Source organism: Kitasatospora sp. NBC_01266, from assembly GCF_036242395.1.
In the GTDB taxonomy this organism is placed as follows: Bacteria; Actinomycetota; Actinomycetes; order Streptomycetales; family Streptomycetaceae; genus Kitasatospora.
The window spans coordinates 7,585,882-7,609,899 of the sequence record NZ_CP108458.1; the positions used below are offsets into that span (position 1 = coordinate 7,585,882).

The 24,018-nt window shown below is 71.6% G+C and carries 19 protein-coding genes; 7 read left to right on the top strand and 12 right to left on the bottom strand.

Annotated features, from left to right (window positions below; genetic code table 11):
* Positions 1-290: 290 nt before the first annotated feature.
* Genes OG403_RS32545 through OG403_RS32560 form a run of 4 tightly spaced genes read left to right on the top strand, consistent with a single transcriptional unit; the run spans position 291 to position 3,554 of the window.
* Positions 291-1,454: a hypothetical protein gene (locus tag OG403_RS32545; protein WP_329570762.1), complete on the top strand. Its 1,164-nt coding sequence runs from the start codon at positions 291-293 to the stop codon at positions 1,452-1,454.
* Between the two features lie 21 nt (positions 1,455-1,475).
* On the top strand, positions 1,476-1,919 hold the full coding sequence (locus tag OG403_RS32550) for an FtsK/SpoIIIE domain-containing protein (protein ID WP_329570764.1): 444 nt from the start codon (positions 1,476-1,478) through the stop codon (positions 1,917-1,919).
* Positions 1,907-3,376, top strand: coding sequence for an FtsK/SpoIIIE domain-containing protein (locus OG403_RS32555; protein ID WP_329570766.1), 1,470 nt, complete (start codon positions 1,907-1,909; stop codon positions 3,374-3,376). Before OG403_RS32550 ends, OG403_RS32555 begins: the two co-directional genes overlap by 13 nt.
* Positions 3,306-3,554 carry a hypothetical protein gene (locus OG403_RS32560; RefSeq protein WP_442911020.1) on the top strand — a complete coding sequence of 83 codons (249 nt, stop codon included), beginning with the start codon at positions 3,306-3,308 and terminating at the stop codon, positions 3,552-3,554. The genes OG403_RS32555 and OG403_RS32560 overlap by 71 nt, the downstream gene beginning before the upstream one ends.
* Before the next feature lie 61 nt (positions 3,555-3,615).
* On the opposite strand, the gene OG403_RS32565 is transcribed toward OG403_RS32560, so the two are convergent.
* From OG403_RS32565 to OG403_RS32605, 9 genes are all read right to left on the bottom strand, one after another.
* On the bottom strand, positions 3,616-4,944 hold the full coding sequence (locus OG403_RS32565; protein ID WP_329570770.1) for an ammonium transporter: 1,329 nt from the start codon (positions 4,942-4,944) through the stop codon (positions 3,616-3,618).
* On the bottom strand, positions 4,944-6,320 hold the full coding sequence (locus OG403_RS32570) for an ammonium transporter (protein ID WP_329570772.1): 1,377 nt from the start codon (positions 6,318-6,320) through the stop codon (positions 4,944-4,946). Before OG403_RS32570 ends, OG403_RS32565 begins: the two co-directional genes overlap by 1 nt.
* Before the next feature lie 66 nt (positions 6,321-6,386).
* Positions 6,387-7,337: an urease accessory protein UreD gene (locus tag OG403_RS32575; RefSeq protein ID WP_442911021.1), complete on the bottom strand. Its 951-nt coding sequence runs from the start codon at positions 7,335-7,337 to the stop codon at positions 6,387-6,389.
* Positions 7,334-7,954: an urease accessory protein UreG gene (ureG, locus tag OG403_RS32580; protein WP_329570774.1), complete on the bottom strand. Its 621-nt coding sequence runs from the start codon at positions 7,952-7,954 to the stop codon at positions 7,334-7,336. The genes OG403_RS32575 and ureG overlap by 4 nt, the downstream gene beginning before the upstream one ends.
* A gap of 45 nt (positions 7,955-7,999) precedes the next feature.
* Complete coding sequence (locus OG403_RS32585) at positions 8,000-8,695, bottom strand: urease accessory protein UreF (RefSeq protein ID WP_329570776.1); 696 nt, start codon at positions 8,693-8,695, stop codon at positions 8,000-8,002.
* Entirely contained in the window at positions 8,692-10,416 is a 1,725-nt protein-coding gene (ureC, locus tag OG403_RS32590) for an urease subunit alpha (RefSeq protein WP_329570778.1), read from the bottom strand. Before ureC ends, OG403_RS32585 begins: the two co-directional genes overlap by 4 nt.
* Positions 10,416-10,850 carry an urease subunit beta gene (locus OG403_RS32595; RefSeq protein WP_329570780.1) on the bottom strand — a complete coding sequence of 145 codons (435 nt, stop codon included), beginning with the start codon at positions 10,848-10,850 and terminating at the stop codon, positions 10,416-10,418. Before OG403_RS32595 ends, ureC begins: the two co-directional genes overlap by 1 nt.
* Before the next feature lie 4 nt (positions 10,851-10,854).
* Positions 10,855-11,745 (bottom strand): cobalamin biosynthesis protein CbiX, encoded by an 891-nt coding sequence (locus OG403_RS32600; protein WP_329570781.1) that lies wholly within the window; start codon positions 11,743-11,745, stop codon positions 10,855-10,857.
* A gap of 3 nt (positions 11,746-11,748) precedes the next feature.
* The gene (locus tag OG403_RS32605) at positions 11,749-12,054 is read right to left on the bottom strand and encodes an urease subunit gamma (RefSeq protein ID WP_329570783.1); all 306 of its coding nucleotides are present in this window, start codon (positions 12,052-12,054) and stop codon (positions 11,749-11,751) included.
* Between the two features lie 719 nt (positions 12,055-12,773).
* Between OG403_RS32605 and OG403_RS32610 the strand changes: the two genes are divergently transcribed.
* A complete protein-coding gene (locus tag OG403_RS32610) occupies positions 12,774-13,196 on the top strand; it encodes a hypothetical protein (RefSeq protein WP_329570785.1) in 423 nt (140 codons plus the stop codon).
* Positions 13,197-13,354: 158 nt separating this feature from the next.
* Here OG403_RS32610 and OG403_RS32615 read toward each other — a convergent pair whose 3' ends face one another.
* Positions 13,355-14,236, bottom strand: a complete 882-nt coding sequence (locus tag OG403_RS32615; RefSeq protein WP_329570787.1) for a polysaccharide deacetylase family protein — start codon at positions 14,234-14,236, stop codon at positions 13,355-13,357.
* Between the two features lie 67 nt (positions 14,237-14,303).
* A complete protein-coding gene (locus OG403_RS32620) occupies positions 14,304-15,563 on the bottom strand; it encodes a chitinase (RefSeq protein WP_329570789.1) in 1,260 nt (419 codons plus the stop codon).
* Between the two features lie 388 nt (positions 15,564-15,951).
* Between OG403_RS32620 and OG403_RS32625 the strand changes: the two genes are divergently transcribed.
* Both OG403_RS32625 and pulA read left to right on the top strand, forming a co-directional pair.
* Positions 15,952-16,878 carry an SURF1 family cytochrome oxidase biogenesis protein gene (locus OG403_RS32625; protein WP_329570790.1) on the top strand — a complete coding sequence of 309 codons (927 nt, stop codon included), beginning with the start codon at positions 15,952-15,954 and terminating at the stop codon, positions 16,876-16,878.
* A gap of 231 nt (positions 16,879-17,109) precedes the next feature.
* Positions 17,110-22,569, top strand: a complete 5,460-nt coding sequence (pulA, locus tag OG403_RS32630; protein WP_329570792.1) for a pullulanase-type alpha-1,6-glucosidase — start codon at positions 17,110-17,112, stop codon at positions 22,567-22,569.
* Positions 22,570-22,662: 93 nt separating this feature from the next.
* On the opposite strand, the gene OG403_RS32635 is transcribed toward pulA, so the two are convergent.
* On the bottom strand, positions 22,663-24,012 hold the full coding sequence (locus tag OG403_RS32635) for a chloride channel protein (protein ID WP_329570794.1): 1,350 nt from the start codon (positions 24,010-24,012) through the stop codon (positions 22,663-22,665).
* Positions 24,013-24,018 lie beyond the last annotated feature (6 nt).

Sequence of the window (24,018 nt, forward strand, 5' to 3'; positions counted from 1 at the left end):
GGCCACCCGCAGCTCGCTGAACTCCGCCGTCGCGTCGAGCCGCGCCCTGGCGACCCCGCCGCAGGCCGCGGTTCGACGGCCACCCGCAACCGGCCCGGCGGCGCCCGCCGCAGCCCCTGCCACAGCCGCCGCCCCCGCCGCAGCCGCCGCCCCCGCCGCCGAAGCCTCCGCCGCCGAAGCCGCCACTGAAGCCCCCGCCGGCACCCCCGCCTTCAGGCTCACCCGGCCCACCCTCGCCCCCACCGCCTTCGCCCCGTTCCGCACCCCTGGCCGAGAGTCCTGGATTCCTGATGTCCCGGATCGTCTTCCACCGGCCCGCCCGGGTCCACCCGCCGCAGCTGCCCACGGATCCCGTCGTGCTCGCCGCCCCGCCGCAGCCGGCCGGCAAGGACTCCAACGCGTCCTGGGTGATGCTGCTGATGCCGCTGCTCTCCAGCATCAGCATGGCCGGCTACATGATCGTGGCCGGCAAGAAGATGCTGATCCTGCTGGGGATCGCCTTCGTGCTGCTCTCCGTCGGCGTCACCGTCGGCGTGCGGATGCAGTTGCGCGGCACCCAGAACAAGGCGAAGGCCCGCGCCCGCGACCGCTACCTGGAGCACCTGATCGAGGTGCGCCGCACGGCCCGTCAGGTGGCGGCCGACCAGCGGGTGGTGGCGGCCTGGCAGCACCCGTCCCCGCACCGGCTGCGCGCGATCGCGGCGCGCCGGCGCCGGGTCTGGGAGCGGCGGGTGACCGACGCCGACTTCCTGAAGGTGCGGATCGGCGTCGGCCGGGCGCCGCTCACCACGCCGATCCGGCTGGCCTCGCGCAACGACCCGATGGTCGAGTACGACCAGCGCGCCAGGACCGCCGCCGAGCAGCTGATCGGCTCGATGGCCACGGTCGGCCGGCAGCCCGCCGTGATCGACCTGAACCGCGCCGGTGTGGTCAGCCTGCTCGGCCCGGCGCCCCAGGCCCGCGCGCTGGCCCGCGCCGTGATCGCCGAACTCGCCGTCGGCCACGCCCCCGACGACCTGGCGATCGCCCTGGTCACCGGCGGCGAGGACTGGGCCTGGGCCAAGTGGCTGCCGCACACCCACGAGCCGGAGAGCTCCGGCGAGGCGGGCGTGGTGCCGCTGGTCGCCGAGGACTTCGAGGGCATCGCCGACCACCTGCAGGCCCGGCTGACCGCCGCCCGGGAGCAGCAGTCGGCCCGGCGCGGCCTGGTCCCGGACCGGGGCGCGGCCGACACCCGGCAGCGCCTGGTGGTGCTGCTCGACGGGTACGACCCGCGCAGTGCCTGGGCCCGCTCGCCGATCGCCGCCCAACTGCTGGACGCCGCCGGGCCCGCCACCGCGATCACCGTGCTCTGCGTGGTGGAGCGCGAGTCGGACGAGCCGACCCGGGCCGACCTGCGGGTGCGGGTCGAGGCGGACGGGGCAGTGGCTGTCGAGGGCCGCCGCGCCGATTAGAGCGCGCAGGTCACCGAGGTGGTGGCCGACCAGCCGGAGGCCGAGCTGTGCGAGGCGATCACCCGCGCGCTGGCCCCGCTGCGGCTCTCCGCCGAGGGCGAGGAGATCCTGGCCCAGACCGTCTCGCTGCCCGCGCTGCTGGGCGTCGGCGACCTGGACACCTTCACCCCCGAGGAGCACTGGATCGAGCCGCACGACGAGGCCGTGCTCCAGGTGCCGATCGGCTTCGACGGCGAGGGCCTGCCGCTGGTGCTCGACCTCAAGGAGTCGGCGCAGGGCGGCATGGGCCCGCACGGCCTGGTGGTCGGCGCGACCGGCTCGGGCAAGAGCGAGCTGCTGCGCACCCTGGTCAGCGGGCTGACCACGACCCACTCGCCGGAGCTGCTGAGCCTGGTGCTGGTCGACTTCAAGGGGGTGGCGCCACCTTCGCCGGGGTCACCGAACTGCCGCACGTGGCAGGCCTGATCACCAACCTGGTGGACGACCTCGCGCTGGTCGACCGGGTCCGCGACGCGCTCCAGGGCGAGCAGCAGCGCCGCCAGAAGATGCTGCGCGACGCCGGCAACCTGGACTCGGTGCGCGAGTATCAGCTGCGGCGGGCGGCCGGGCAGAACGGTCCGGCCGGCCGGCCGCTGGAGCCGCTGCCCTACCTGCTGATCATCGTCGACGAGTTCGGTGAACTCCTCACCGGTCGGCCCGACTTCATCGACCTCTTCGTGCAGATCGGCCGGGTCGGCCGCAGCCTGGGCATGCACCTGCTGCTGGCCTCGCAGCGCCTCGAGGAAGGGCGACTGCGCGGCCTGGAGTCCAACCTGGCCTACCGGATCTGCCTGCGCACCTTCTCGGCCGCCGAGTCCCGCACGGTGATCGGCAGCCCGGACGCCTACCGGCTGCCGCCGATCCCCGGTTCGGCCTATCTCAAGGTCGGCGACGGGGAGTTGGAGCGCCTGCGGGTCGCCCACGTGTCCGGCCCGCACCGCTCGGCCGAGGAGCGCGCGGCCGACCAGGGCCAGGGCCGCCCCGAGGTGGCGGAGTTCGGGCTGCGCACCGCGCCCGACCCGCTGGCCGAGGCCGAGCGGGTCGCCGCCGAGCGGCGCGGGCCCGAGCGTCCCCGTCCGCTGCTGGCCGGGCCCACCGAGATGCAGGTGCTGGTGCACCGGCTGGCCAGGGCCGGGCAGCCGGTGCACCAGGTCTGGCTGCCGCCGCTGCCGCCCGCGCTGCCGCTGGACGCGCTGACCGGGCCCGTCTCGCTCAAGCCGGACCACGGCCTGCTCGCCGAGTGGTGGCCGCAGCACGGCGAACTCAAGCTCCCGGTCGGCGTGCTGGACGTGCCGCTGCGCCAGTCCCAGCACCCGGTGGTGCTCGACTTCGCCCAGGAACACGGCCACCTGGCGCTGATCGGTGCCCCGCAGTCCGGCAAGAGCACCTTCCTGCGCACCCTGCTGCTCTCCGCGATGCTCACCCACACGCCCGACCAACTCCAGTTCAGCTGCCTGGACTTCGGCGGCGGCACGCTGCTGCCCTTCGAGCGCTCGCCGCACGTCAGCGCGGTGGCGGGCCGGCACGAGAGCGCCAGGGTCCGCCGGTCGCTCGCCGAGGTCGCCCAGCTGATCGGCGAACGCGAGCGGCTGTTCCGCGAGTTGGGCCTGGACTCGGTGGCCGGGTTCCGCCGCCGTCGGGAGGCCGGCGAACTGCCGGCCGGCACCCGGGGCGCGGACGTCTTCCTGCTGATCGACAACTGGGGCGCGGCCCGCGCCGAACTGGACGACCTGGACGCGCTGCTGCTGGACATCGCCGCTCGCGGCGCTGGCCGACTACCTGCCGCAGGCCCGCGAGATCGTCCTGCACCTGGTGATCGCCCGCCGGGTGGCCGGCAGCAGCCGCACCCAGCTGACCGAACCGCTGCTCACCCGGCTGCGTGAACTGGGCGCCGCCGGGCTGATCCTCTCCGGTGACCCGCGCGAGGGCGTCCTGGTCGGCACCGAGCGGGCCGCCGAACGCCCGCCGGGCCGCGGCGTGCTGGTCCGCCGCAAGCACCCGTCCACCCTGATCCAGCTGGCCCTGCCGGACGACCCCGAGGAGCCGGACGGCGAGAGCTGAACCGCGCCGACGCGGCTGCCCCCGGACCCGAACGGGTCCGGGGGCAGCGGTAGTTGCCCGGCTACTCCGGGTCGGCCGCCAGCATCCGCCGGACCTGCTCCAGCAGCGCGCTCGCGTCCGGACCGGTCCGGGTCAGGGCCTGCTCCTCGCTGCCCCGCAGGGCGTCCGCGATCTCCTTGAACTGGGCGTCCCAGTCGTTCTGGTAGACCTGCTCGTGCTCCTCGGCCGCGGTCTGCTGGCGCAGGCCCACGGTGCGGTCGACCACCTTGCCGATCAGCGCGGTCATCCCGAACGAGAAGAGCCCGAGCACCAGCACCGCCACCAGCTGGCGCCCCAGCAGGTCCCAACCGCCGCCGTAGAAGACGCCCTTCTTGCCGGTCATCGCGCCGGTGGCCGCCAGGCCCACCATCACCATGCCGAACAGCCCGCCCCAGCCGTGGATGCCGACCACGTCCAGCGTGTCGTCCACCCCGAAGCGGTACTTCCAGCTGATCGCGAAGGCGCAGGTCAGACCGGCCAGGAAGCCGATCACCGTGGCCCAGGCCAGGCTGACGCCACCGGCCAGCGGGGTCATCGCGACCATTCCGGTGACCGCGCCCATGCACATGTCCAGCAGGCCGACCTTGCGAGCCCGCAGCCAGACGGTCAGCGCCCAGCCGGCCATCGCGGCGCCCGCCGCCAGCTGGGTGTTCATCACGCCCATCGCGGCCGCGCCCGGAGTCCCCAGCGAGGAGCCGGTGTTGAAGCCGAACCAGCCGAACCAGAGCAGCGAAAGCCCGACCACGACCAGCGGCAGGTTGTGCGGCCGGATCCTGGTCCGCTCGAAGTCCTGCCGCTTGCCGGCCACCAGGGCCAGCGCCAACCCGGCCGCGCCCGAGCTCAGTTCGACGACCGTGCCACCGGAGAAGTCGACCGCGCCGACCTGCCGGGCGACCCAGCCGTCCGGCGAGAACACCCAGTGCGCCATCGGGATGTAGACCAGCAGTGTCCAGGCGCAGACGAAGGCGATCCAGCCGCGCATCGTCGCCCGACCGGCGACCGAGCCGCTGATCAGCGCGACGGTCACGATGGCGAACGACATGTGGAAGACCGAGAAGGCCACGGTCGGCACGCCCGCGGTGGCGCTGTCCATGCCGACCCCGGACATGAACAGGTGGTCCACGCCGCCGATCACGCCGAGCCCGCCGGCGTCCTCGCCGAAGGCCAACGAGTAGCCGACGGTGAACCAGATGATGGTCACCAGGACCACGCAGACGAAGCACATCTTGAGCATGGCGATGACCTGACCGGTCCTCACCATGCCGCCGTAGAAGAAGGCCAGGCCCGGTGCCATCAGCAGCACCATGGCGGCGGCCATCATCAGCCAGGCGGAGTTGCCCGAGTCGAGCATCACTTCTCCTGATCCCGGCGCACCAGCACCTCGCGGAGTTCGGCGAGCAACCGGTGGTCGGCGGCGGCGGCGCCGCCGTCGGTGCCGGCCGCACCGACGGTCACCGGCACCCGGGCCGCCAGCAGGCGGTCACGGATCTCGGAGACCGTCTCGTCGTCATAGGCCTGCTCCTCCTCCTGGCCGGGGACGTGCTCGTACTCCTCGTCCGCGCGGAAGCCGACGGTCTTCTCGACCACCTTGGCGATCAGCCAGGTCGCCGCGAAGGAGAACGCCGCACAGGCCACCACCGCGACGGCCTGGCGCCAGAGCAGGCCGAGGCCGCCGCCGTAGAACAGGCCCTTCTTGCCGCTCATCTGGACGGTGGCGAACAGGCCGATGGCCAGCGTCCCGACGATGCCGCCGAAGCCGTGCACGCCGACCACGTCGAGGGTGTCGTCGTAGCCCATCCGGTACTTGAAGTTGATCGCGAACGCGCAGACCACGCCGGCGATGAAGCCGACCGCCAGCGCGCCGACCGGCGAGATCTCACCGCAGGACGGGGTGATCGCCACCATGCCCGCGACGGCCGCGCCGGCCACCCCGAGCATCTCCACGTGGCCGAGCTTCCACTTCTCGATCAGCGGCCAGCCCACCATCGCGCCGGCGGCGGCGAGTTGGGTGTTGAGGAAGGCCATCGGGGCGGTGCCGCCGGTCTGCAGCGCGGAGCCGGCGTTGAAGCCGAACCAGCCGAACCAGAGCAGTGCCAGGCCGATCACCACCAGCGGCAGGTTGTGCGGGCGGATGGTCTCCCGCTCGAAGTCCTTGCGCTTGCGCACCACGATCGCCACCGCCAGCCCGGCCGCGCCGGAGTTGATCTCCACCGGCAGGCCGCCGGCGAAGTCCAGCGCGCCGAGGTGCGCGGGCACCCAGCCGTCCGGCGCGAACACCCAGTGCGCCAGCGGCACGTAGACCAGCAGGGTCCAGGCGATCGCGAACCAGACCCAGCCGCGCATGGTGGCCCGGCCGGCGATCGAACCGCTGATCAGCGCCACGGTGATGATCGCGAAGGCCATCTGGAAGCAGGAGAAGATGACGGTCGGGATGCCCGTGCTGCCTTGCAGGCTGGTCATGCCGATGTCGTGCATCATCCAGTGCTCGGGGGTGCCGATCAGGCCGTAGCCGCCGACGTCCTTGCCGAAGGCGAGGCTGTAGCCGATGGCCAGCCAGAGCAGCGTGACGATGGCCAGGCAGACGAAGCTCATCTTCAGCATGACCAGCACGTGCTTGGTCTTGACCATGCCGCCGTAGAAGAAGGCGAGGCCGGGCGTCATCAGCAGCACCATCGCGGTACTGGCCATCAGCCAGGCGGTGTTGCCCGTGTCGATTGAGGTAGGCATCCGAAGTCTCTCTGCGGGGACGGGGATTGGGGACGGGGATGAGGGGTGGAAGCGGGGGACTGGGGGTCAGGCCTTGCGGATCACCGGAGCCGGCACGCCGATCAGCAGCCGCCGCACGGCGTCCCAGGCGCGCAGCAGGGCCGCGCCGACGGCGGGGGAGTCGTCGCCCAGCACCCGCAGCCAGGCCCCGGTGTCCTCGGGCAGCACGCTCGCGCCGTACAGCAGCCCGCAGTCGGCCAGCGCCTCGTGCAGGGTGTCGGCGACCAGCGCGGCGGGCGCCAGCGGTGTCACCACGAAGAACCCGGCGACCAGGTCGTGGCGGCCCAGCACAGCCGGTCCGCCGACCCCCGAGGCCGAGCCGCCCGAGGCCGGGCCGCCCGGTTCCAGCCGTACGGTGTCCAGGGCGAACAGCCGGCCGTCGGGCCGGCGCCACTCCAGGTCGGCGGCGAACACCTGGTACGCGTTGCGCTCGCCGCGGGCCAGCCGCCCGGCCAGCACGGTCTCGGCGGCCAGCACGGTGGCCGAGGGGTCGACCGTGATCACCGTGCGCTGGTAGAAGCGCGAGTCGCGGTACGGGATGGTCGGCTCGGGCAGGTACTCGACGTAGGCGCCCGCGTCGGCGGTCAGGAAGACCTGCTGGGTCGCGTAGTCGGCGTCCATCCGGTGGACCTTGGTGGCCGCCTGGGTGGTGAGGTGCACCGCCGTGTCCGCACCGCAGCGCAGGTCCAGGCGCAGCCGGTCGGCCTGCACGATGCCGCCGCCGGTGGACATCAGATAGGTGATCGCCAGGTCCGGGCGGCCCGGGTCGAAGTACAGCGGGCGCATGATCTGCAGCGGCGACTTCTGGTAGTGGCTCACCAACTCCGTTCGGCCACCGCGCTGTTCGAAGCCGAGTTCGAGCAGGCCGACCTTGCCGGGCGCACCGACGCCGAGCGCGTCCGGCCGGCCCGCGTACCGCCGCAGCTGGGCGGGGACGCGAGCCGGCTCGTAGTGCGCGGGCGCCAGCCGGACCGTCACGCGGGGACCCTGCGGTAGCTCTCCAGCAGATCGGCGACCTGCTCGATGCCCGCGCCGGTCAGGCTGTTGGTGAGCACCACCGGGCGGCCCTCGCGGACCCGGTCCGCGTCGGCGGACATCACCGTGAGGTCGCACCGCACGTACCGGGCGATGTCCACCTTGTTGATCACCAGCACGTCCGAGTCGGTGATCCCCGGGCCTCGCTTGCGGGGCATCTTCTCGCCCTCGGCGGTGTCCAGCACGAAGAAGAACATGTCGACCAGCGCCGGACTGAAGGTCAGCGTCAGATTGTCGCCGCCCGACTCGTAGAGCAGCGTGTCGATGTCCGGGAAGCGTTCCAGGAGTTCGGCGCCGGCCGCCAGGTTCATCGTCGGGTCGTCGCGGACCGCGGTGTGCGGGCAGGCACCGGTCTCCACGCCCACCACCCGCTCGGGGTCCAGCAGTCCGGCCAGGTTGCGGCGCACGTGCTGGGCGTCCTCCTGGGTGTAGATGTCGTTGGTGACCACCGCCGGGCGCCGGCCCCGGGCGATCAGGACCGGCACCAGGGCCTCGATCAGCGCCGTCTTGCCGGAGCCCACCGGCCCGGCGATGCCCACCCGGAGCACGTCGTCCGTCATGTCGTTCCTTCTCCCTCACTGCTGGGCAACTGTTCTGATGGCGGCTCAGGAAGCGAACATCCTGGCCTCCGCCCGCTCGTGGCGGGCCGACATGGCGTCGGCGATCGGCACGCAGCCGCCCAGGTCCGCCAACTCCCGCCGCAGCGCGTCCCCGGTGACCTCCTTGATCACCGGCGCGATCCCGCGCAGCGTGCTCTGGGCCCGCCGGTGGTCGGTCAGCCGCAGCCGCAGCGCCGCCGAGACGAAGCTGACCGAGAAGGCGAACAGGTCGCTCGCCACCGCCTGTTCGGCCGCCACCCCGCCGGCCGCGTACGCCACCCCGGCGGCCACCGCCTGGCAGCCGGGCGAGCGCTTGGCCGTCACCAGCTCGGCATAGCGCTCCAACGCCTCCCCGCCCAGGGCCAGTTGGGCGGTGTCCAGCAGCTGCCGCCCGGTCCGGACGGCGGCCAGCCGCAGCTCGCGGTTGAGCTTGCCGGCGAACAGTCGCTGGTCCACCTCGGCCACGGCCGCCCAGTCCCCGTCCAGGGCCGCCCGGTTGGCCAGCGCGAGCGCGGTGGCGTCCGCCGGGCCGACCGCGTGGCGCAGCAGGTCGACCAGCAGCTCCGGCATGCTCCGCTGGTCCACCCGCTTGGCCTGCAGATAGCCCTCCAGGCCGTGCGAGAGGGTGTAGAGGCCGCTGGGGAAGGCGGAGTCGGTCAGCTGCAGGCTGACCAGCAGGGCGTCCAGCGCGGTGGCGGTCACGCGAGGTAGAACAGGTGGTTGAGCGGCAGCGTCTCGGCCGGCGCGATGGTGGCCGGGACGCCGTCCAGGGTGACCCTGTAGGTCTCCGGGTCGACCTCGATCCGCGGTGTGGCGTCGTTGCGCACCATGTGCTGCTTGCCCACCGTGCGGCAGCTCCGGACCGGCAACACCCGGCTTTCCAGGCCGAGTTCGGCGGGAACCCCGCGCTCGACAGCCGCCTGCGACATGAACGAGACCCGGGTGGCCTGCCGGGCCCTGCCGTAGGCGCCGTACATCGGGCGGTAGTAGATCGGCTGGGTGGTCGGCAGCGAGGCGTTCGGGTCGCCCATCAGCGCCCAGTTGACCATGCCGCCCTTGATCACCAACTTGGGCTTGGCGGCGAAGGAGTTGATCGGCCAGAGCACGATGTCGGCCAGCTTGCCCGACTCCAGCGAGCCGATGTACTCGGCGGTGCCGGAGGCGATCGCCGGGTTGATGGTGAGCTTGGCCAGGTAGCGCAGCACCCGGAAGTTGTCGTTGCGCTCCCTGTCGCCGGCCAGCTTGCCGCGCTGGTCCTTGCAGTGGTGCGCGGTCTGGAAGGCCCGCGCGAAGGACTCGCCGATCCGGCCCATCGCCTGCGAGTCCGAGGAGAAGATGCTGATCACGCCCTCGTCGTGGAGCACCGTCTCGGCCGCCACCGTCTCGCAGCGCACCCGGGAGTCGGCGAACGCGACGTCCTCGGGGATGTGGTGGCTCAGGTGGTGGCAGACCATCACCATGTCGAGCAGCTCGTCGATCGAGTTGACGGTGTAGGGCAGGGTCGGATTCGTCGACGAGGGCAGCACGTTGGGCTCCCCGGCGATCCGCATGATGTCCGGGGCGTGGCCGCCGCCCGCGCCCTCGGTGTGGAAGGTGTGGATGGTGCGGCCGTCGATCGCCGACAGGGTGTCCTCGTAGAAGCCGGACTCGTTGAGCGTGTCGGTGTGGATCGCCACCTGCACGTCGTACTCGTCGGCCACCTTGAGCGCGGTGTCGATCGCGGCCGGGGTGGTGCCCCAGTCCTCGTGGATCTTCAGGCCGCAGACGCCCGCCTCGACCTGCTCGCGCAGCGCCTCGGGCAGCGAGGCGTTGCCCTTGCCGAGCAGGCCGACGTTGACCGGCAGGTCCTCCACTGCCTGGTACATCCGCCCGATGTTCCAGGGACCGGGCGTGCAGGTGGTGCCGTTGGTGCCGTCGGTCGGGCCGGTGCCGCCGCCGATCAGCGTGGTGATGCCGTTGCTCAGGCCCTCCTGGACCTGCTGCGGGGCGATGAAGTGGATGTGGGTGTCGATGCCTCCGGCCGTGGCGATCAGGTGCTCGCCGGAGATCACCTCGGTGCCCGGACCGATCACCAGTTTCGGGTGAACTCCGCTCTGCAGGCGCGGATTTCCCGCTTTGCCGACCGCGGTGATGAAGCCGTCCCGGACACCGATGTCGCCCTTGACGACGCCGAGCACCGGGTCCAGCACCACCACGTTGGTGATCACCAGGTCGAGCGCGCCGTGCAGGTTGGTGGCCGCCGGATCCTGGGCCATGCCGTCCCGGATGCCCTTGCCGCCGCCGTAGACGGCCTCGTCGCCGTAGTGGCCCTGGTTGTGGTCCCGTTCGACCTCGACCACCAGGTTGGTGTCAGCCAGGTGGAAGCGGTCGCCGACCGTGGGGCCGAACAGATCGGTGTACTGCCTGCGGGGGATGACCGCCATCAGAGTTCGCCCTCCTGGTGCTGCTGCTGATCCTGCTGGAACGGGCCCGGCGCGGGCTCCAGGCGCGCGCCGCTGAAGCCCAGTTCCACCGCACGCCGTATCGCCCTGGCCCGGGTGTCGGCCGAGCCGAGTCCGCCGTCGACCAGTGAGCTGAAGCCGATCAGCCGCCGGTGGCCGGCGAACGCGGCCAACTCCACCTCCCGGGTGTCGCCGGGCTCGAACCGCACGCCGGTCCCGGCCGGCAGGTCCAGATGCATGCCGAAGGCCTGGTTGCGGTCGAAGTCCAGGGCGCGGTTCACCTCGAAGAAGTGGTAGTGCGATCCGACCTGCACCGCGCGGTCGCCGGTGTTGCTGACCGCGAGCCTGACCTTGGCACGGCCGGCGTTGATCTCGACCGGTTCGTCTCCGTACAGGTATCCAGGCCTGCCTGACATGGCGTCATCTCTTTTCGGCGGTGGAGTTGGGGTGGTGGTGGGGGTGCGGGTGCTGGTGGTGGTCGGCCGGCCCGTGCGAATGAGGGAAGCCGTGCCCGTGCTCGGCGTCCAGCCCGGTCGCGATGCCGTCCTCCTGCCGCCGCAACCGGTCCAGCGCACCGGCGACCCGGGCCCGCAGCACGCCGGCCACGGCCCGCGCCGAGAGCAGCGGCCCACCGTCCTCGCCACCCGCCACCGCCGGCGCGGGGCCGAAGCCGGCCGGCAGCAGCACGACCCGTCCGGCGCCGAGCCGGCGGCAGCGCTCGACGCCCTCGGCGAGGTCCGGATCGCCGCCCTCGAAGGCCACTTCCACCCAGCGATGCGTCCGGTACTGGCGTACCAGCCGGGCGATCCGGAACAACTCGGCGTCCTCGAACGGTCCGGAGCGGGGAGCGGTGACGAGCACGGCGGTCTGCTCGGTCGCGGCAGAAGCATTAGCGGAAGCAGCGGAAGCAGCAGCGGCAGTGGCAGCGCGCTCGGCGGCGGCGCGCAACCAGCCGATCAGATGGGCGGGTTCGCCGAACGGAGCGCAGAGCGCCAGTCGACCGGTCCCGGCCGCCCCGGTGAGCCGGCGCAGCGTCCGGGCGGTGTCGGCGACCAGCCGGGGATCGCGCCCCAAGGTCATCGGCACCACGCAGACCGGGCGCTCCGAGCCGGCCAGCGCCCGATCGACGGCGGCCGCCAGCTCCCGGCCCACGCCGACCGCGCCGGCGGCGATCCCATCCCGGACCAGCGGACGCAGTCGGTCGGCGGCGCCGCTCTCGTGCCCGCCGACCAGCAGCACCGAGGCGGCCGGAGCTTCCGCCCTGGTGCGCGCGGCGGCGTCCGTGGCGGCGTTCGCGCAGGCGTGCGGCATGGCTCAGGCACCGACCGGATCGTGGCAGGAGACCAGCTTGCTGCCGTCCACGAACGCGGCCTCGATCTGCAGCAGCGGCAGCATCTCCCGCACACCGGGCAGCACCTCGTCGCCGGCGACGATCTTCTTGCCGATCTCCATGCACTCGGCGACGGTCCGGCCGTCCCTGGCGGACTCCAGGATCGCCTCGCTGATCAGCGCCACGGCCTCGCTGTAGTTCAGCTTGACCCCGCGATCACGGCGGCGGCGTGCGAGATCGGCCACCACGTAGACGTAGAGCTTGTCGATCTCCCGTGGGGCGAGATTCATGGGGTGGTCCTTCCGGCTGCGGGGGCGATCAGGTGCACGGTCCGACGGACCCGGGGCTTCGGGGCGGGGGTGCCAGGTGCGTCTGCCGTGCCGGGAGTCCAGGTCAGGAGTCCGAGCAGCGTGACGATTCCATTATGTGGAAAAAGGTTTCCGAATGGAAGAAACGTAGAGCGACCTGCAGCGATCGTCAACACGTTGTTGAAAGGCTTGGCCATCTCTTGGGAGGTTTGGCCAGCTCTTTAGACCCCGGCTCGGCCGGGCGCGACGGAGTGCCGCGCCCCGGTCACCGGGCGTGCGGAGCTGCTGCACCCTGGGCCGCTCGGCCGGCGAGGGTGGACGGTTCGGCATGCACGGCGCTGCTCGGCGCGACCGGGGGTGGGGGTGTCGGTGGCTGGAGCGGCGCCCCATGGGCGCCGTTCATGATCCATGGCAGCCGCAGTATCGCTGCCGCAAAAGTCGATAGGTCACTTCGGCAATGCATGGAAAGTCCATTTCCGCTAGCCCGTTCAGGTGAATTTGGGTCCGACTGAACGAGGCCAGAAGAATCGATTCGCCTGGCATGGAAGAGGTATCCGGAAAGATCGTCCCAAGATGTCGCGGCGAACCCTGGAAAAGTGCGTCTTGTCCCTTCTTCGGAGCTCTGCGAAGCTCTTTGTCAATCCCGGTTATCGAGTCGGTGGAGACGCCGCTCGAACCCTCGCAGGAAGAAAGGGATCAAGGTGAAGATTCTCAAGTCCCTCGGCCTGGTCACGGCGACCGTGCTGCTCGGCCTCGGCATGAGCGGCGGGCCGGCCATGGCGGCCACCGTCATCAGCCAGGCGCACCAGTCGACCAGGGCGGCGGAGGCCAACGCCACGTCCACCAACCTCAACACCGGCGAGACCAGCAGCGACGTCGCCCCGGGCGCGCCCGGGGCGACGGACGACGCGCTGCCCGCGAAGGCCGACTCGCTCAGCTGCTGGGACGCCACCTTCAACGGCAGCACGTTCGCCATCTCCTGCTCCGGCAACTACTTCTACGTCTACGTCAACTGCTCGAACGGCTACCGGTACACCTACGGTCCGCTGGACGGCAGCTACCGCGTCTCGCTGACCTGCCCCAACCGCTCCCGGGCACTGAGCGGCGGCGCGTACGGCAGCTGATTCCGCTGGAATCACCGGCCGGTAGCAAACCGATTCGCCTTGCCGGAAAGTCGGCAAGGCGAATCGGGCTGCCCGGACCTCGGCGCACCGGCGAAAGTCGGAATAGCCGCCGGCGGTCACGGAAGTCGGCTCAGGAATTCGATCCGGGGAATTCGATCTCAGGAATTGTCGGGAACGGTGAACCGGTAGCCGGCCTCGAGGAGTTTGGGCAGATAGGCGCGGAGTGCGTCGACGGTCTGCGAGCGGTCGCCCGGCCCGCCCGGTGCGGTGATCAAATTGTCGGTCAGGCAGCCGTCGTGGTTGAGCACGATCGAGCCGGTCCTGGTCGCCGTGAGCACCCGGCTGGCGATGGTGCCGACGCCGGGGTCCGACCAGTCCTCCGGGTCCACGTTCCAGCAGATCGAGCGCAGCCCGAGATCGGCGCAGACCGCGTAGGAGTTGCGGGTGAAGTGCCCGCCCGGCGCGCGGAACAGCACGGGCCGGACGCCGCAGATGCCGGCGATGGTCTCGCTGGTGCGCTCGATCTCCCGGTGGACACCCGACCTGGAGAGCGTCCCGAGGTCGGGATGGGACCAGGTGTGGTTGCCCACCAGGTGTCCGGCCTCCACCACCTCGCGCGCCGTGTCCGGATAGCGCGCCACGTTCTTGCCGATCATGAAGAACGTCGCCGTGACGCCGTGCTCGCGCAGCAGGGCCAGCACGTGCGGGGTGTCGATCGGGCTCGGTCCGTCGTCGAAGGTCAGCGCGATCACCTTGGGACCCGCGTGCACGCCGGTCTCGGGATGCCCGGCGGCCACGGCTCCGCTGCCGGCGGGCACGTTCAGGGCGGCGGTCGGTGAGGCCGGCCCGGCCGAGGGCGTCGCCGACGGTGTCGGTGATGGCGTCGGTGCCGTCGGTGTCGGCGAGGCCGGCGCCGAGGGATGGACCGGGACGGGCGCGGCCCCCTTCGCGTGGGCGCGGCGCCCGCAGGCGCACAACAGGCTCGCGCCGCCCGCGGTGAAGAGCAGGCGCCTCGTGGTCTGGATCTGACTGAACATCATGTCGCGCTACCTCCGGTGACGCGTATCCCCCCTGCCTACCGGGCATCCGTGGCCGGACCGGGCTCCCTCAGCGGGCCGCCCGTCCGTCGCACCAGAGGGCCGGCTCTTCCCAGCCGCTCGCACACGAGCCGGCCCGGACCGTGCCGCCGGCCCACACCGCGGGGCTGGCCCACACCGCGCCGCCGCCCGCACGAGGTGCGCCGGCCGGATCACCGTTCGTGGGCCGCTCGGCGCAGGACGGGCTGAGCGGGCTGCCGAGCGGGCCGAGGCAGCGCGGCGACTGCGGTTCCGGCGCGGGGCGCGGTCGGGGCCGACCGCGTGACTGGGGGCGGCTCAGCAGGTGGGAGAACTCGCCCGGCTGCTGCCGGGTGCCGCTGCAGGTGCCGGAGAGGGTGCCCTCGACCGCACAGGGCCGGTCCCGCCCCACTGCCCAGAACGAGAGCAACTGGATGCCCTTGTCGTTGGCGAAGTTCGCCAGCGTGCCGGCGTCCTCGGTGGAGAAGACCTCGTTGGTGGCGTCGTTCACGCCGATCATGGGGGTGTTGCCCTGCATCTCCCACAGCTCCGCGGCGCTCTTCTCCGGCCAGATCTGGGCCATCTGGTCGTGCAGTCCGTCGGCGGCCTCGGTCGCGACCCGGCCCATGTTCAGATCGGGGCCGTAGTCCATGGTCATGATGTTGACCAGCGAGACGACCAGGCCCCGGTCCTTGGCGTTGCGCAGCAGGCGCAGCGACTGCTGCCCTAGCCCGTCCGGATTGGCGGGGAGGGTGTAGTGCACGGTCAGCGCGCGGCCCGCGGCGGCGTACTCCCGCTGGAGGTCGGCCAGCGCCCGGTCACGGCGGTCGATGGCCGTGCTGTTGCCCAGTGCGTCGCCTTCGACGTCGAAGTCGAGCACGGTCAGGTTGAGCGTGTCGATCACCCGGCGGTAGGCGGCCTTCAGCGAGTCCACCGAGTCGCAGACCTCGGCCAGTTCGCTCCCGGCACCGCCGCCGAAGGAGCCGATGGCGTCGCCGCCACCGGCGCGTAACTGGTTCAGGGCGACTTCCCACCCCTGGTCCGTCACCGGGACGGTGCCGTCGAAGGCACCGTTGCAGGTGCCGTCGCTGATCACGAAGGCGAGCGTGAAGTACTGGAGTCCGGTGGCGGTGCGGGCCTCGGTCAGCGAGGAACCGGCTCGCCAGGTCTCGATGTACGGGGCGGTGTAGCGGGCCGGGAACCCCGGTCCGGGGAGGGCGGCGGCGTGTGCGGTACTGGGGTTGATCAGCAGGAGCCCCGCGCTCAGCGCGAGAGGTCCCAGGGCCGAAGCCAGGCGGGGAGGGGGGCGCATCGGTGTCCTTGCGTCAGGCCGAACGGCGCAGCGGCAGCGCACCGGGGACGGGTGCGTTGCTGATTGCGGGTGATGGCCCGTCAGCGAGAAGCCCTGCCGGAACGGACTCGTACAGGAGGCCAAACCTTCGGGGTGATCATCTGCTGATATGAGGAATGGCGAGCCATCCGCAGCACGGTAAGCCGTGCACCCGCCGAAGCCGGTCCGCGAATCGCCGCGAACGTGCGGCTTCCCCCGTTCGGCGGCAGCCGGTTGTGACGCCCATCACGGAGGCCCACCACGTGCGGGCCGCCGCTGCTGGCGTGATCGGACCGGTCCGGTGGCCGGACCGATGCGTCGAGGCGGGGCCGGTTCGTGGTGGCGGTGTAAACGGAGATACGGTCGGCCGGTGCTCCGAATCCTCATGACCCGGCGCTGGGTGATCCTGACCCTCGTCTTCTTCGCGATCATCCCCGCCATGATCTTGCTCGGGCAGTGGCAGTACCACCGCTACGAGCAGACCAACCGGCAGAACGGCAGCATCGCCGCAGCGATGGCCGCGCCCCCGGTCGCGATGGACGTGATCTCCCACCCCGGCGCCACCGTGCCCGGCTCGGAGACCTACCGCACGGTCAGTGCCACCGGTCACTACGACCCGGCGCACGAGTTCGTGGTCCGCCAGCGCACCGACGCCGCCGGGGACTCGATCGGCTACTACGTGATCACTCCGCTGGTCACCACCTCCGGCGATGTCGTCCTGGTCAACCGAGGCTGGGTCGCCTCGGGCGCGGATGCCACCGTCTACCCGACGGTGCCGCCGGCGCCGACCGGCGAGCTGACGGCCACCGGACGCCTGCGCCCCGACGAGACCTCCAAGAGCACCGGGATCCGCGAGCGCGGCGGGTTGCCGGACCGCCAGTTCATGCTGATCAACAGCGATGAGCAGGCCAACCGTCTGGGGCAGCCGGTGGTCGCCGGCTACCTGGAGCTGACCGGGACCAGCCCGACAACGCCGTCCGCCGACCAGGCCGAGCTGGTGCCCAGCCCCAGCGCCACCAACACCAGCGACGACGCGGTGGTCGGCAAGGGCGTCCACCTGCCCTACGCGATCCAGTGGTGGCTCTTCGCCCTGCTGATCCCGGCCGGCTGGGTGGTCCTGCTGCGCCGCGACATCCGCGACGCCCAGGAGCAGCGCGCGGCGCGGGAGGCGGCTGCTGCCGAGACCGAGACCGACCTCGAGCCTGAGGCCGGGGCCGACCCCGAGGCCGACCCCGAGTCCGACCCCGGCTCCGAAGGTCAGCCGGACGAAGCCCTCACCGCACCACCCGCGCGGTAGCCGCCAGACACAGCAGACTCCTTGACGCCAGGGGCCCGAACCGGGCCCCTGGCGTCTTTGCGTTGCGAGGCCAAGAGCGACGCTCGACCCACTCACCGCGCCCGGACGCCCACTGGAAACAGTTTCAGCATCTTGCTGAAACTTCTTGCCAACAGTACGGTCCTCGCTAGTCGCCGCACGCACGCACACGCGCCCGCCCGCACCGCTGATGCCGCCTCAAGGAGAGCCCGCGTGGCCAGAAGAGCAAGAATCCGTAGCCTGATCGCCTCGGTCGCGTTACTCGCGCCCGCACTCGTCGCGGCGGCGCCGGCCGCTCCACCGGTGGCCGCGCCGGTGGCCGCCCCGTCGGACGCCTCGCTCGCCGCGACACCGGATCGGCACGATCTGACCCGCGAGCAGTACTACTTCGTGCTGCCGGACCGCTTCGCCAACGGCGACCCGTCCAACGACACCGGCGGGATCACCGGCAGCCGGATGGACAACGGCTTCGACCCCACTGACAAGGGCTTCTACCACGGTGGCGACCTCAAGGGCCTGATCGGCAAGCTCGACTACATCAAGAAGCTGGGCACCACCGCGATCTGGATGGCGCCGATCTTCAAGAACAAACCGGTGCAGGGCACCGGTGCCGAAGCATCGGCCGGCTACCACGGTTACTGGATCACCGACTTCACCCAGGTCGACCCGCACTTCGGCACCAACGCGCAGCTCAAGGAGCTGATCGACAAGGCCCACGCGATGGGCATGAAGGTCTTCTTCGATGTCATCACCAACCACACCGCCGACGTCATCGACTACGCGCAGCAGACCTACGACTACCGTTCCACCGGCGCCTACCCGACCCTGGACGCCACCGGCCGGCCGGTCGACACCACCGCGATCGCCAATGCGAACGCGGCCGCCGGAACCGCCGACTACCCCAAGCTGACCACGGACTCCTTCCCCTACACGCCGGTCTTCGACTCGCCCGCCGACGCCACCGCGAAGTCGCCGGCCTGGCTCAACGACCCCACGCTCTACCACAACCGGGGCAACTCCACCTTCACCGGCGAGTCCGGCACCGAGGGCGACTTCGGCGGCCTGGACGACCTCGACACCCAGGACCCGCGCGTGGTCCAGGGCTTCGAGAAGATCTACGAGGACTGGGTCAAGAACACCGGCGTCGACGGCTTCCGGATCGACACCGTCAAGAACGTCGACATGGCCTTCTGGCAGCAGTGGGCGCCGGCCCTCAAGAAGTACGCGGCCGACCACGGCAACAAGCGGTTCTTCATGTTCGGCGAGGTGTACGACAGCGACACCTCCACCACCTCGTCCTACGTCACCCAGGGCAAGTTGCAGGCCACCCTGGACTTCCCGTTCCAGGCGGCCGCGCAGAGCTACGTCGCCAACGGCGGCTCCGCGCAGGCGTTGTCCGCGCTCTACGCCGACGACTACAAGTACACCACCGCCGACACCAACGCCTATGAGCTGCCGACCTTCCTCGGCAACCACGACATGGGCCGGATCGGCTACTTCCTGCAGTCCGCCAATCCGAACGACAGCAGTGCCCAGTTGCTGCGGAAGGACCAACTCTCCCAGCAGCTGCAGTTCCTGACGCGTGGTCAGCCCGTTGTCTACTACGGCGACGAGCAGGGCTTCACCGGCACCGGCGGCGACAAGTCGGCGCGGCAGGACATGTTCGCCTCCAAGGTCCAGGAGTACAACACCGACACGGTGATCGGCGGCACCCCAGGTGCGGCCGACCGCTACAGCACCAACACTCCGCTGTACCAGACCATTTCCGCCCTCGCCCAGCTGCGCCAGGCCAACCCGGCGCTGGAGGACGGCGCGCAGATCGAGCGCTACGCCGCGAACGGCCCCGGCGTGTACGCCTTCTCCCGGATCGACGCCAAGCAGCAGGTCGAGTACCTGGTCGCGGTGAACAACGCGACCACCGCGCAGAGTGTCAGCGTGCCGACCTACTCGGCCGCGATGACCTTCGACCCCGTTTACGGTGGCCCGAGCGGCGCGCTGACCACCGGCGCCGACAGCAAGCTCGCGATCACCGTCCCCGCGCAGTCCGCCGTCGTCTACCGGGCCGCCGCCAGACTCGCCAAGCCCGCGAGCGGACCCGCGATCACCCTCGCCCCGCCGGCCGCCGGGGCGACGGGCACCGCCACCGTCGCCGCCACCGTCCCCGGCAGCGGCTTCGACCGGGTCACCTTCGCCGCCGCCGTGGGCACCGGCACGTGGCAGGTGCTGGGCACCGCCGACCACGCGCCCTACCAGGTCACCCAGAACCTCGCGGGCGTCGCCCCGGGCACCACGGTCCGCTACAAGGCCGTCGTCCAGGACAGCGCCGGCCACCTCGCCGACGCCACCGGTGCCAGCACCGTCGGCACCCCCGCGCCGGTGCTCAAGCCCACCGCGTCCAGCCGCAGTTACGCGGTCGTCCACTACCACCGCGCCGACGGGGACTACGCCGGCTGGAACCTCTACGCCTGGGGCGACCTCGCCGACGGCGAAGGCACCAGCTGGCCGGCCGGCCACCCCTTCATCGGCCGCGACGCGTTCGGCGCCTTCGCTTACGTGAAGGTGAAGCCCGGCGCGGCCGACGTCGGCTTCATCGTGGAGGACAACGGCACCAAGGACGGTGCCGCCGACCGCTCGATCGACCTGTCGAGAACCGGTGAGGTGTGGGTCAACTCCGGTGACCAGGCCACCTACACCAGCGATCCGGGCACCACCTCAGCACCGCCCCCGGCGAACACCGCGATCCTGCACTACCATCGCGCCGACGGGAACTACAGCGGCTGGGGCCTGCACGACTGGACCGGCGCGGCCACCCCGACCGGCTGGACCAGCCCGCTCCAGCCGTCCGGCACCGACGCGTTCGGCGATGTCTTCACCGTGCCGCTGGCGCCCGGGGCCACCGTGCTCGACTACATTCTGCACAACGGCGACACCAAGGACCTGCCGGACAACCAGGAGTTGAACTTCGCCGTCGACGGCCGCGAGGTCTGGATCACCAGCGGCACCGCCGGCTACATCCTGCCGCAGTCCACCGTCACCGCCGCCGACCTCGACCTGACCCAGTCCAAGGCCCAGTGGATCGACGCGTCCACCGTCGCGGTCCCGGCCAACTGGGGCTTCGGCCAGAACCTGGCGGCCGGCGGCTCCGCCGAACTCGTCTACTCGCCCACCGGGTCGCTGGCCGTCAAGGACGGCGACCTGACCGACCCGGGCTACTGGCTGCGCCTGCTGCCCCGGCCCGCCGGCCTGACGGAGGCTCAACTCGCGGCCCATCCCGAGCTCAAGGGCTATGCGGCGTTCACCGTCGACCCCCGGGACACCGCCCGGGTGAGCACCGCGCTGCGCGGCCAGCTGATCATGACCGAGCGCGAGGCGAACGGCGCGCTGCTCGCGGGGACCGGGGTGCAACTCCCCGGCGTGCTGGACGCCGTCTACGCCTCGAACGCCACCCACGCCCAACTCGGGCCGCAGGTCAACGGGAACACCGTCAAGCTGTCCCTCTGGGCGCCGACCGCGAGCACCGTCAGCCTGGAGCTCTACGACAGCCCCAGCGCCCCCACCGCCCACCTGGTCGCCATGCACCGCGACGACCGCACGGGGATCTGGACGGCGAGCGGGGACCGCTCCTGGAAGGGCAAGTACTACCTGTACCGGGTCACGGTCTGGGCCCCGTCCGTGCAGCGGATCGTCACCAACCACGTCACCGACCCCTACTCGCTGGGGCTCTCCACCGACTCCAAGCGCAGCCAGATCGTCGACCTGGGCGACCCCGCCACCGCACCGGGCGGCTGGCCGGGCGAGACCTCGCCCAAGCCGATCACCGCAGCCCAGCAGGAGATCCAGGAACTCCACGTCCGCGACTTCTCGGTGGCCGACAGCACCGTGCCCGCCGCCGACCGGGGCAGCTACCTGGCCTTCACCGACCTCGCCTCGGACGGTATGAAGCACCTCGCCGAACTCGCCAAGTCCGGCGTCACCACGGTCCACCTGCTGCCCAGCTTCGACTTCTCCTCGGTGCCGGAGGCCAAGTCCGAGCAGTCCAGCCCGACTTGCGACCTGGCCGCGCTGCCGCCCGACTCCGCGCAGCAGCAGGCCTGCATCGCCAAGACGGCCGCCACCGACGCGTACAACTGGGGCTACGACCCCTACCACTACACCGTCCCGGAGGGCTCCTACTCGACCGACCCGGACGGCACCGCCCGCATCCTGCAGTTCCGTCAGATGGTGGCCGCACTGCACAAGGTGGGGCTGCGCGTGGTGATGGACGTGGTCTACAACCACACCGCAGCCTCCGGCGAGGACCCGCGATCGGTGCTCGACCAGGTCGTCCCCGGCTACTACCAGCGGCTCTCCGCCACGGGCGCCGTCACCACCGACAGCTGCTGCGCCGACACCGCACCCGAGCACGCCATGATGAACAAGCTGGTGGTGGACTCCACCCGCACCTGGGCCACCGAGTACCACGTGGACGGCTTCCGCTTCGACCTGATGGGGCTCGACCCCAAGCAGACCATGCTCGACGTGCAGTCCTCGCTGAACGCGACCGGGCGCAGTGAGTTCCTCTACGGCGAGGGCTGGAACTTCGGCGTGGTGGCGAACAACGCCCGCTTCGTCCAGGCCACTCAGGCCAACATGGCCGGCACCGGCATCGCCACCTTCAACGACCGCCAGCGCGACGCGGTGCGCGGCGGCGGCCCGTTCGACACCGACCCGCGCATCCAGGGCTTCGCCTCCGGCCTGTACACCGACCCCAACGGAGCTGCCGCCAACGGCAGTCCGGACCAGCAGAAGGCCGCGCTGCTGCACGAGACGGACCAGCTCGAGGTCGGCCTGACCGGGAACCTCGCCGCCTACTCCTTCACGGACAGTGCCGGAAAGACCGTCACCGGCGCGGAAGTCGACTACAACGGCTCGCCGACCGGCTACACCGCGAGCCCGGGGGAGGCGATCACCTACGTGGACGCGCACGACAACCTCGACCTCTACGACGCGCTCGCCTACAAGCTGCCCACCGGCACGTCGATGGCCGCCCGGGCCCGGATGCAGTCCCTGGCGCTGGCCACCACCGCGCTCTCCCAGGGCCCCGGGTTCGCGGTGGCCGGCAGCGACCTGCTGCGGTCCAAATCGCTGGACGCCAACTCCTATGACAGCGGTGACTGGTTCAACGCGATCCAGTGGAACTGCGCGCAGGGCAACGGCTTCGGCCACGGCCTGCCGTCGGCGGCCGCCAACCAGTCGTTCTGGCCGTTCGCCCAGCCGCTGCTCGCCAACCCGGCGATGGTGCCCGGCTGTTCGGCCGAGCAGGCGGCCTCGGCCCAGTACCAGGAGTTCCTGCGGATCAAGCAGTCCACCCCGCTCTTCTCGCTGGGCACGGCCGCCGCCGTGCAGCAGCGGCTGAGCTACCCGCTCTCCGGCACGCCGGGCGAGACCCCGGGCGTGATCACGCTGCACCTCGACGGGGCGGGCCTGCACACCTACGGCTCGGTCACCGTCGTCTTCAACGCCACCCCGACCACCCAGCGCCAGACCGTCGCCACCCTCGCGGGCACCGCCCAGCGCCTGCACCCGGTGCAGGCCGAGGGCGCGGACCCGGTGGTGAAGACGGCCGCCTTCGACCCGGCCACGGGTACCTTCACCGTGCCCGGGCGGACCGTGGCGGTCTTCGTCCAGTCCTAGACCCCGACCCGCTCCGACCCGCCCTGCCCTGCCCTGCCCTGACCGTGCGCCGATCTCGCGACCCCGCGAGGTCGGCGCACGTCGTGCGGCGGGCTAGCTCGCGGGGGTGGCCGACGGTGCGGGCGTCGCGGGCGGTGGCGTGAGCCTGGACGAGATGACATGCGCGACCACCACCGCCACGATCACCAGCGGCATCAGTGTCACGCCGTCCTGGCCCAGCAGCAGCGTGGCGAGCAGGACGGAGGTCATCGGCAGCCGGAGCATGGCCACCGCCAGCGCGCCGATGCCCATCGCGGCACCGGCGATGGTGGGCAGGCCGGGCAGGTGGGAGAGGGCGATCCCGCCCGCCGCGCCCAGGAACATCGCGGGGAAGATCGGCCCGCCGCGGAAGGCCGCCAGCGACACGCAGTAGGCGAGCCACTTGCACACCAGCAGCAGCAGCAACGCCCCCACCGAGTAGCTCGCGCTGTCGACCAGCAGGTGGGGCAGCTCGGCCTGACCCGAGAACAGGACATCGGACCAGGCCTTCCCGGTGCCCTCGGCATAGGCGATGGCGAGCCCGGCCACCACCAGGCCGGCCAGTGGCGTCAGCAGCAGCCGCCTGTGGTTGACGCGCGGCTGGGCCAGCAGCGACAGCCGATGCAGGCCGGTGCCGGCCAGCGCCGCCGCCAGGCCGATCACCAGCGCCCAGCCGAACTGGGCGACGTCGGGCGGGCGCACCACGCTCAGGCTGGGAATCGTCAGCGTGCTGGCCTGGACCCCGGTCCAGTCCCCGAGACCGGTGAAGATGAGCGCCCCCACCCCGGAGGCCAGCAGGCCGGGCAGCAGCACGACCCCCATCATCGGGCCGCCCAGCCCTGAGGCCTCCATCAGCAGGAAGGCCCCGAGCAGCGGCGACCCCAGCAGCGCGCTGATGGCGGCGAAGCTCCCCGCCGCGCCCACCACCGCCTGGGTCTTGGCATCGACCCCGGGCCGGAGCAGGCGAATGGCGTACACCGCCACGCCCCCGCCGAGCGCGATCAGCGGCGCCTCCGGCCCGATCACCGCACCGAAGCCCAGCGAGGCCAGCGCCGCCAGCAGGATGCCGGGAAGCTCGGCGGCCGCCGCGACGCCCGAGGTGTGCAGCCCCTCGGCCGGCTGGTGGCCGCCGTTGCCGGGCAGGTACTGGACGATCAGCGCGACCAGCAGACCCGCCAACCCCAGCAGCGGCAACGGCCACCAGGGCGGCGCCCCGTGAAAGCCCAAGCCGCTGGGCAGGTCGGTGTAGAGCGCCTTCTGGAGCCGATCCACGGCCCGCAGGAACCCGTACGCGCCGGCCGAGAGCACGACACCGAGGACCGCCGCGATCAGCAGGAGCACCAGGTACCCCCGGGTCCGCAACGGCGCGAACGGATCCGGCAGGGGTGCTGCCGCAGGTACTCCCACCGACTCGCCCGATGACATCAGGGC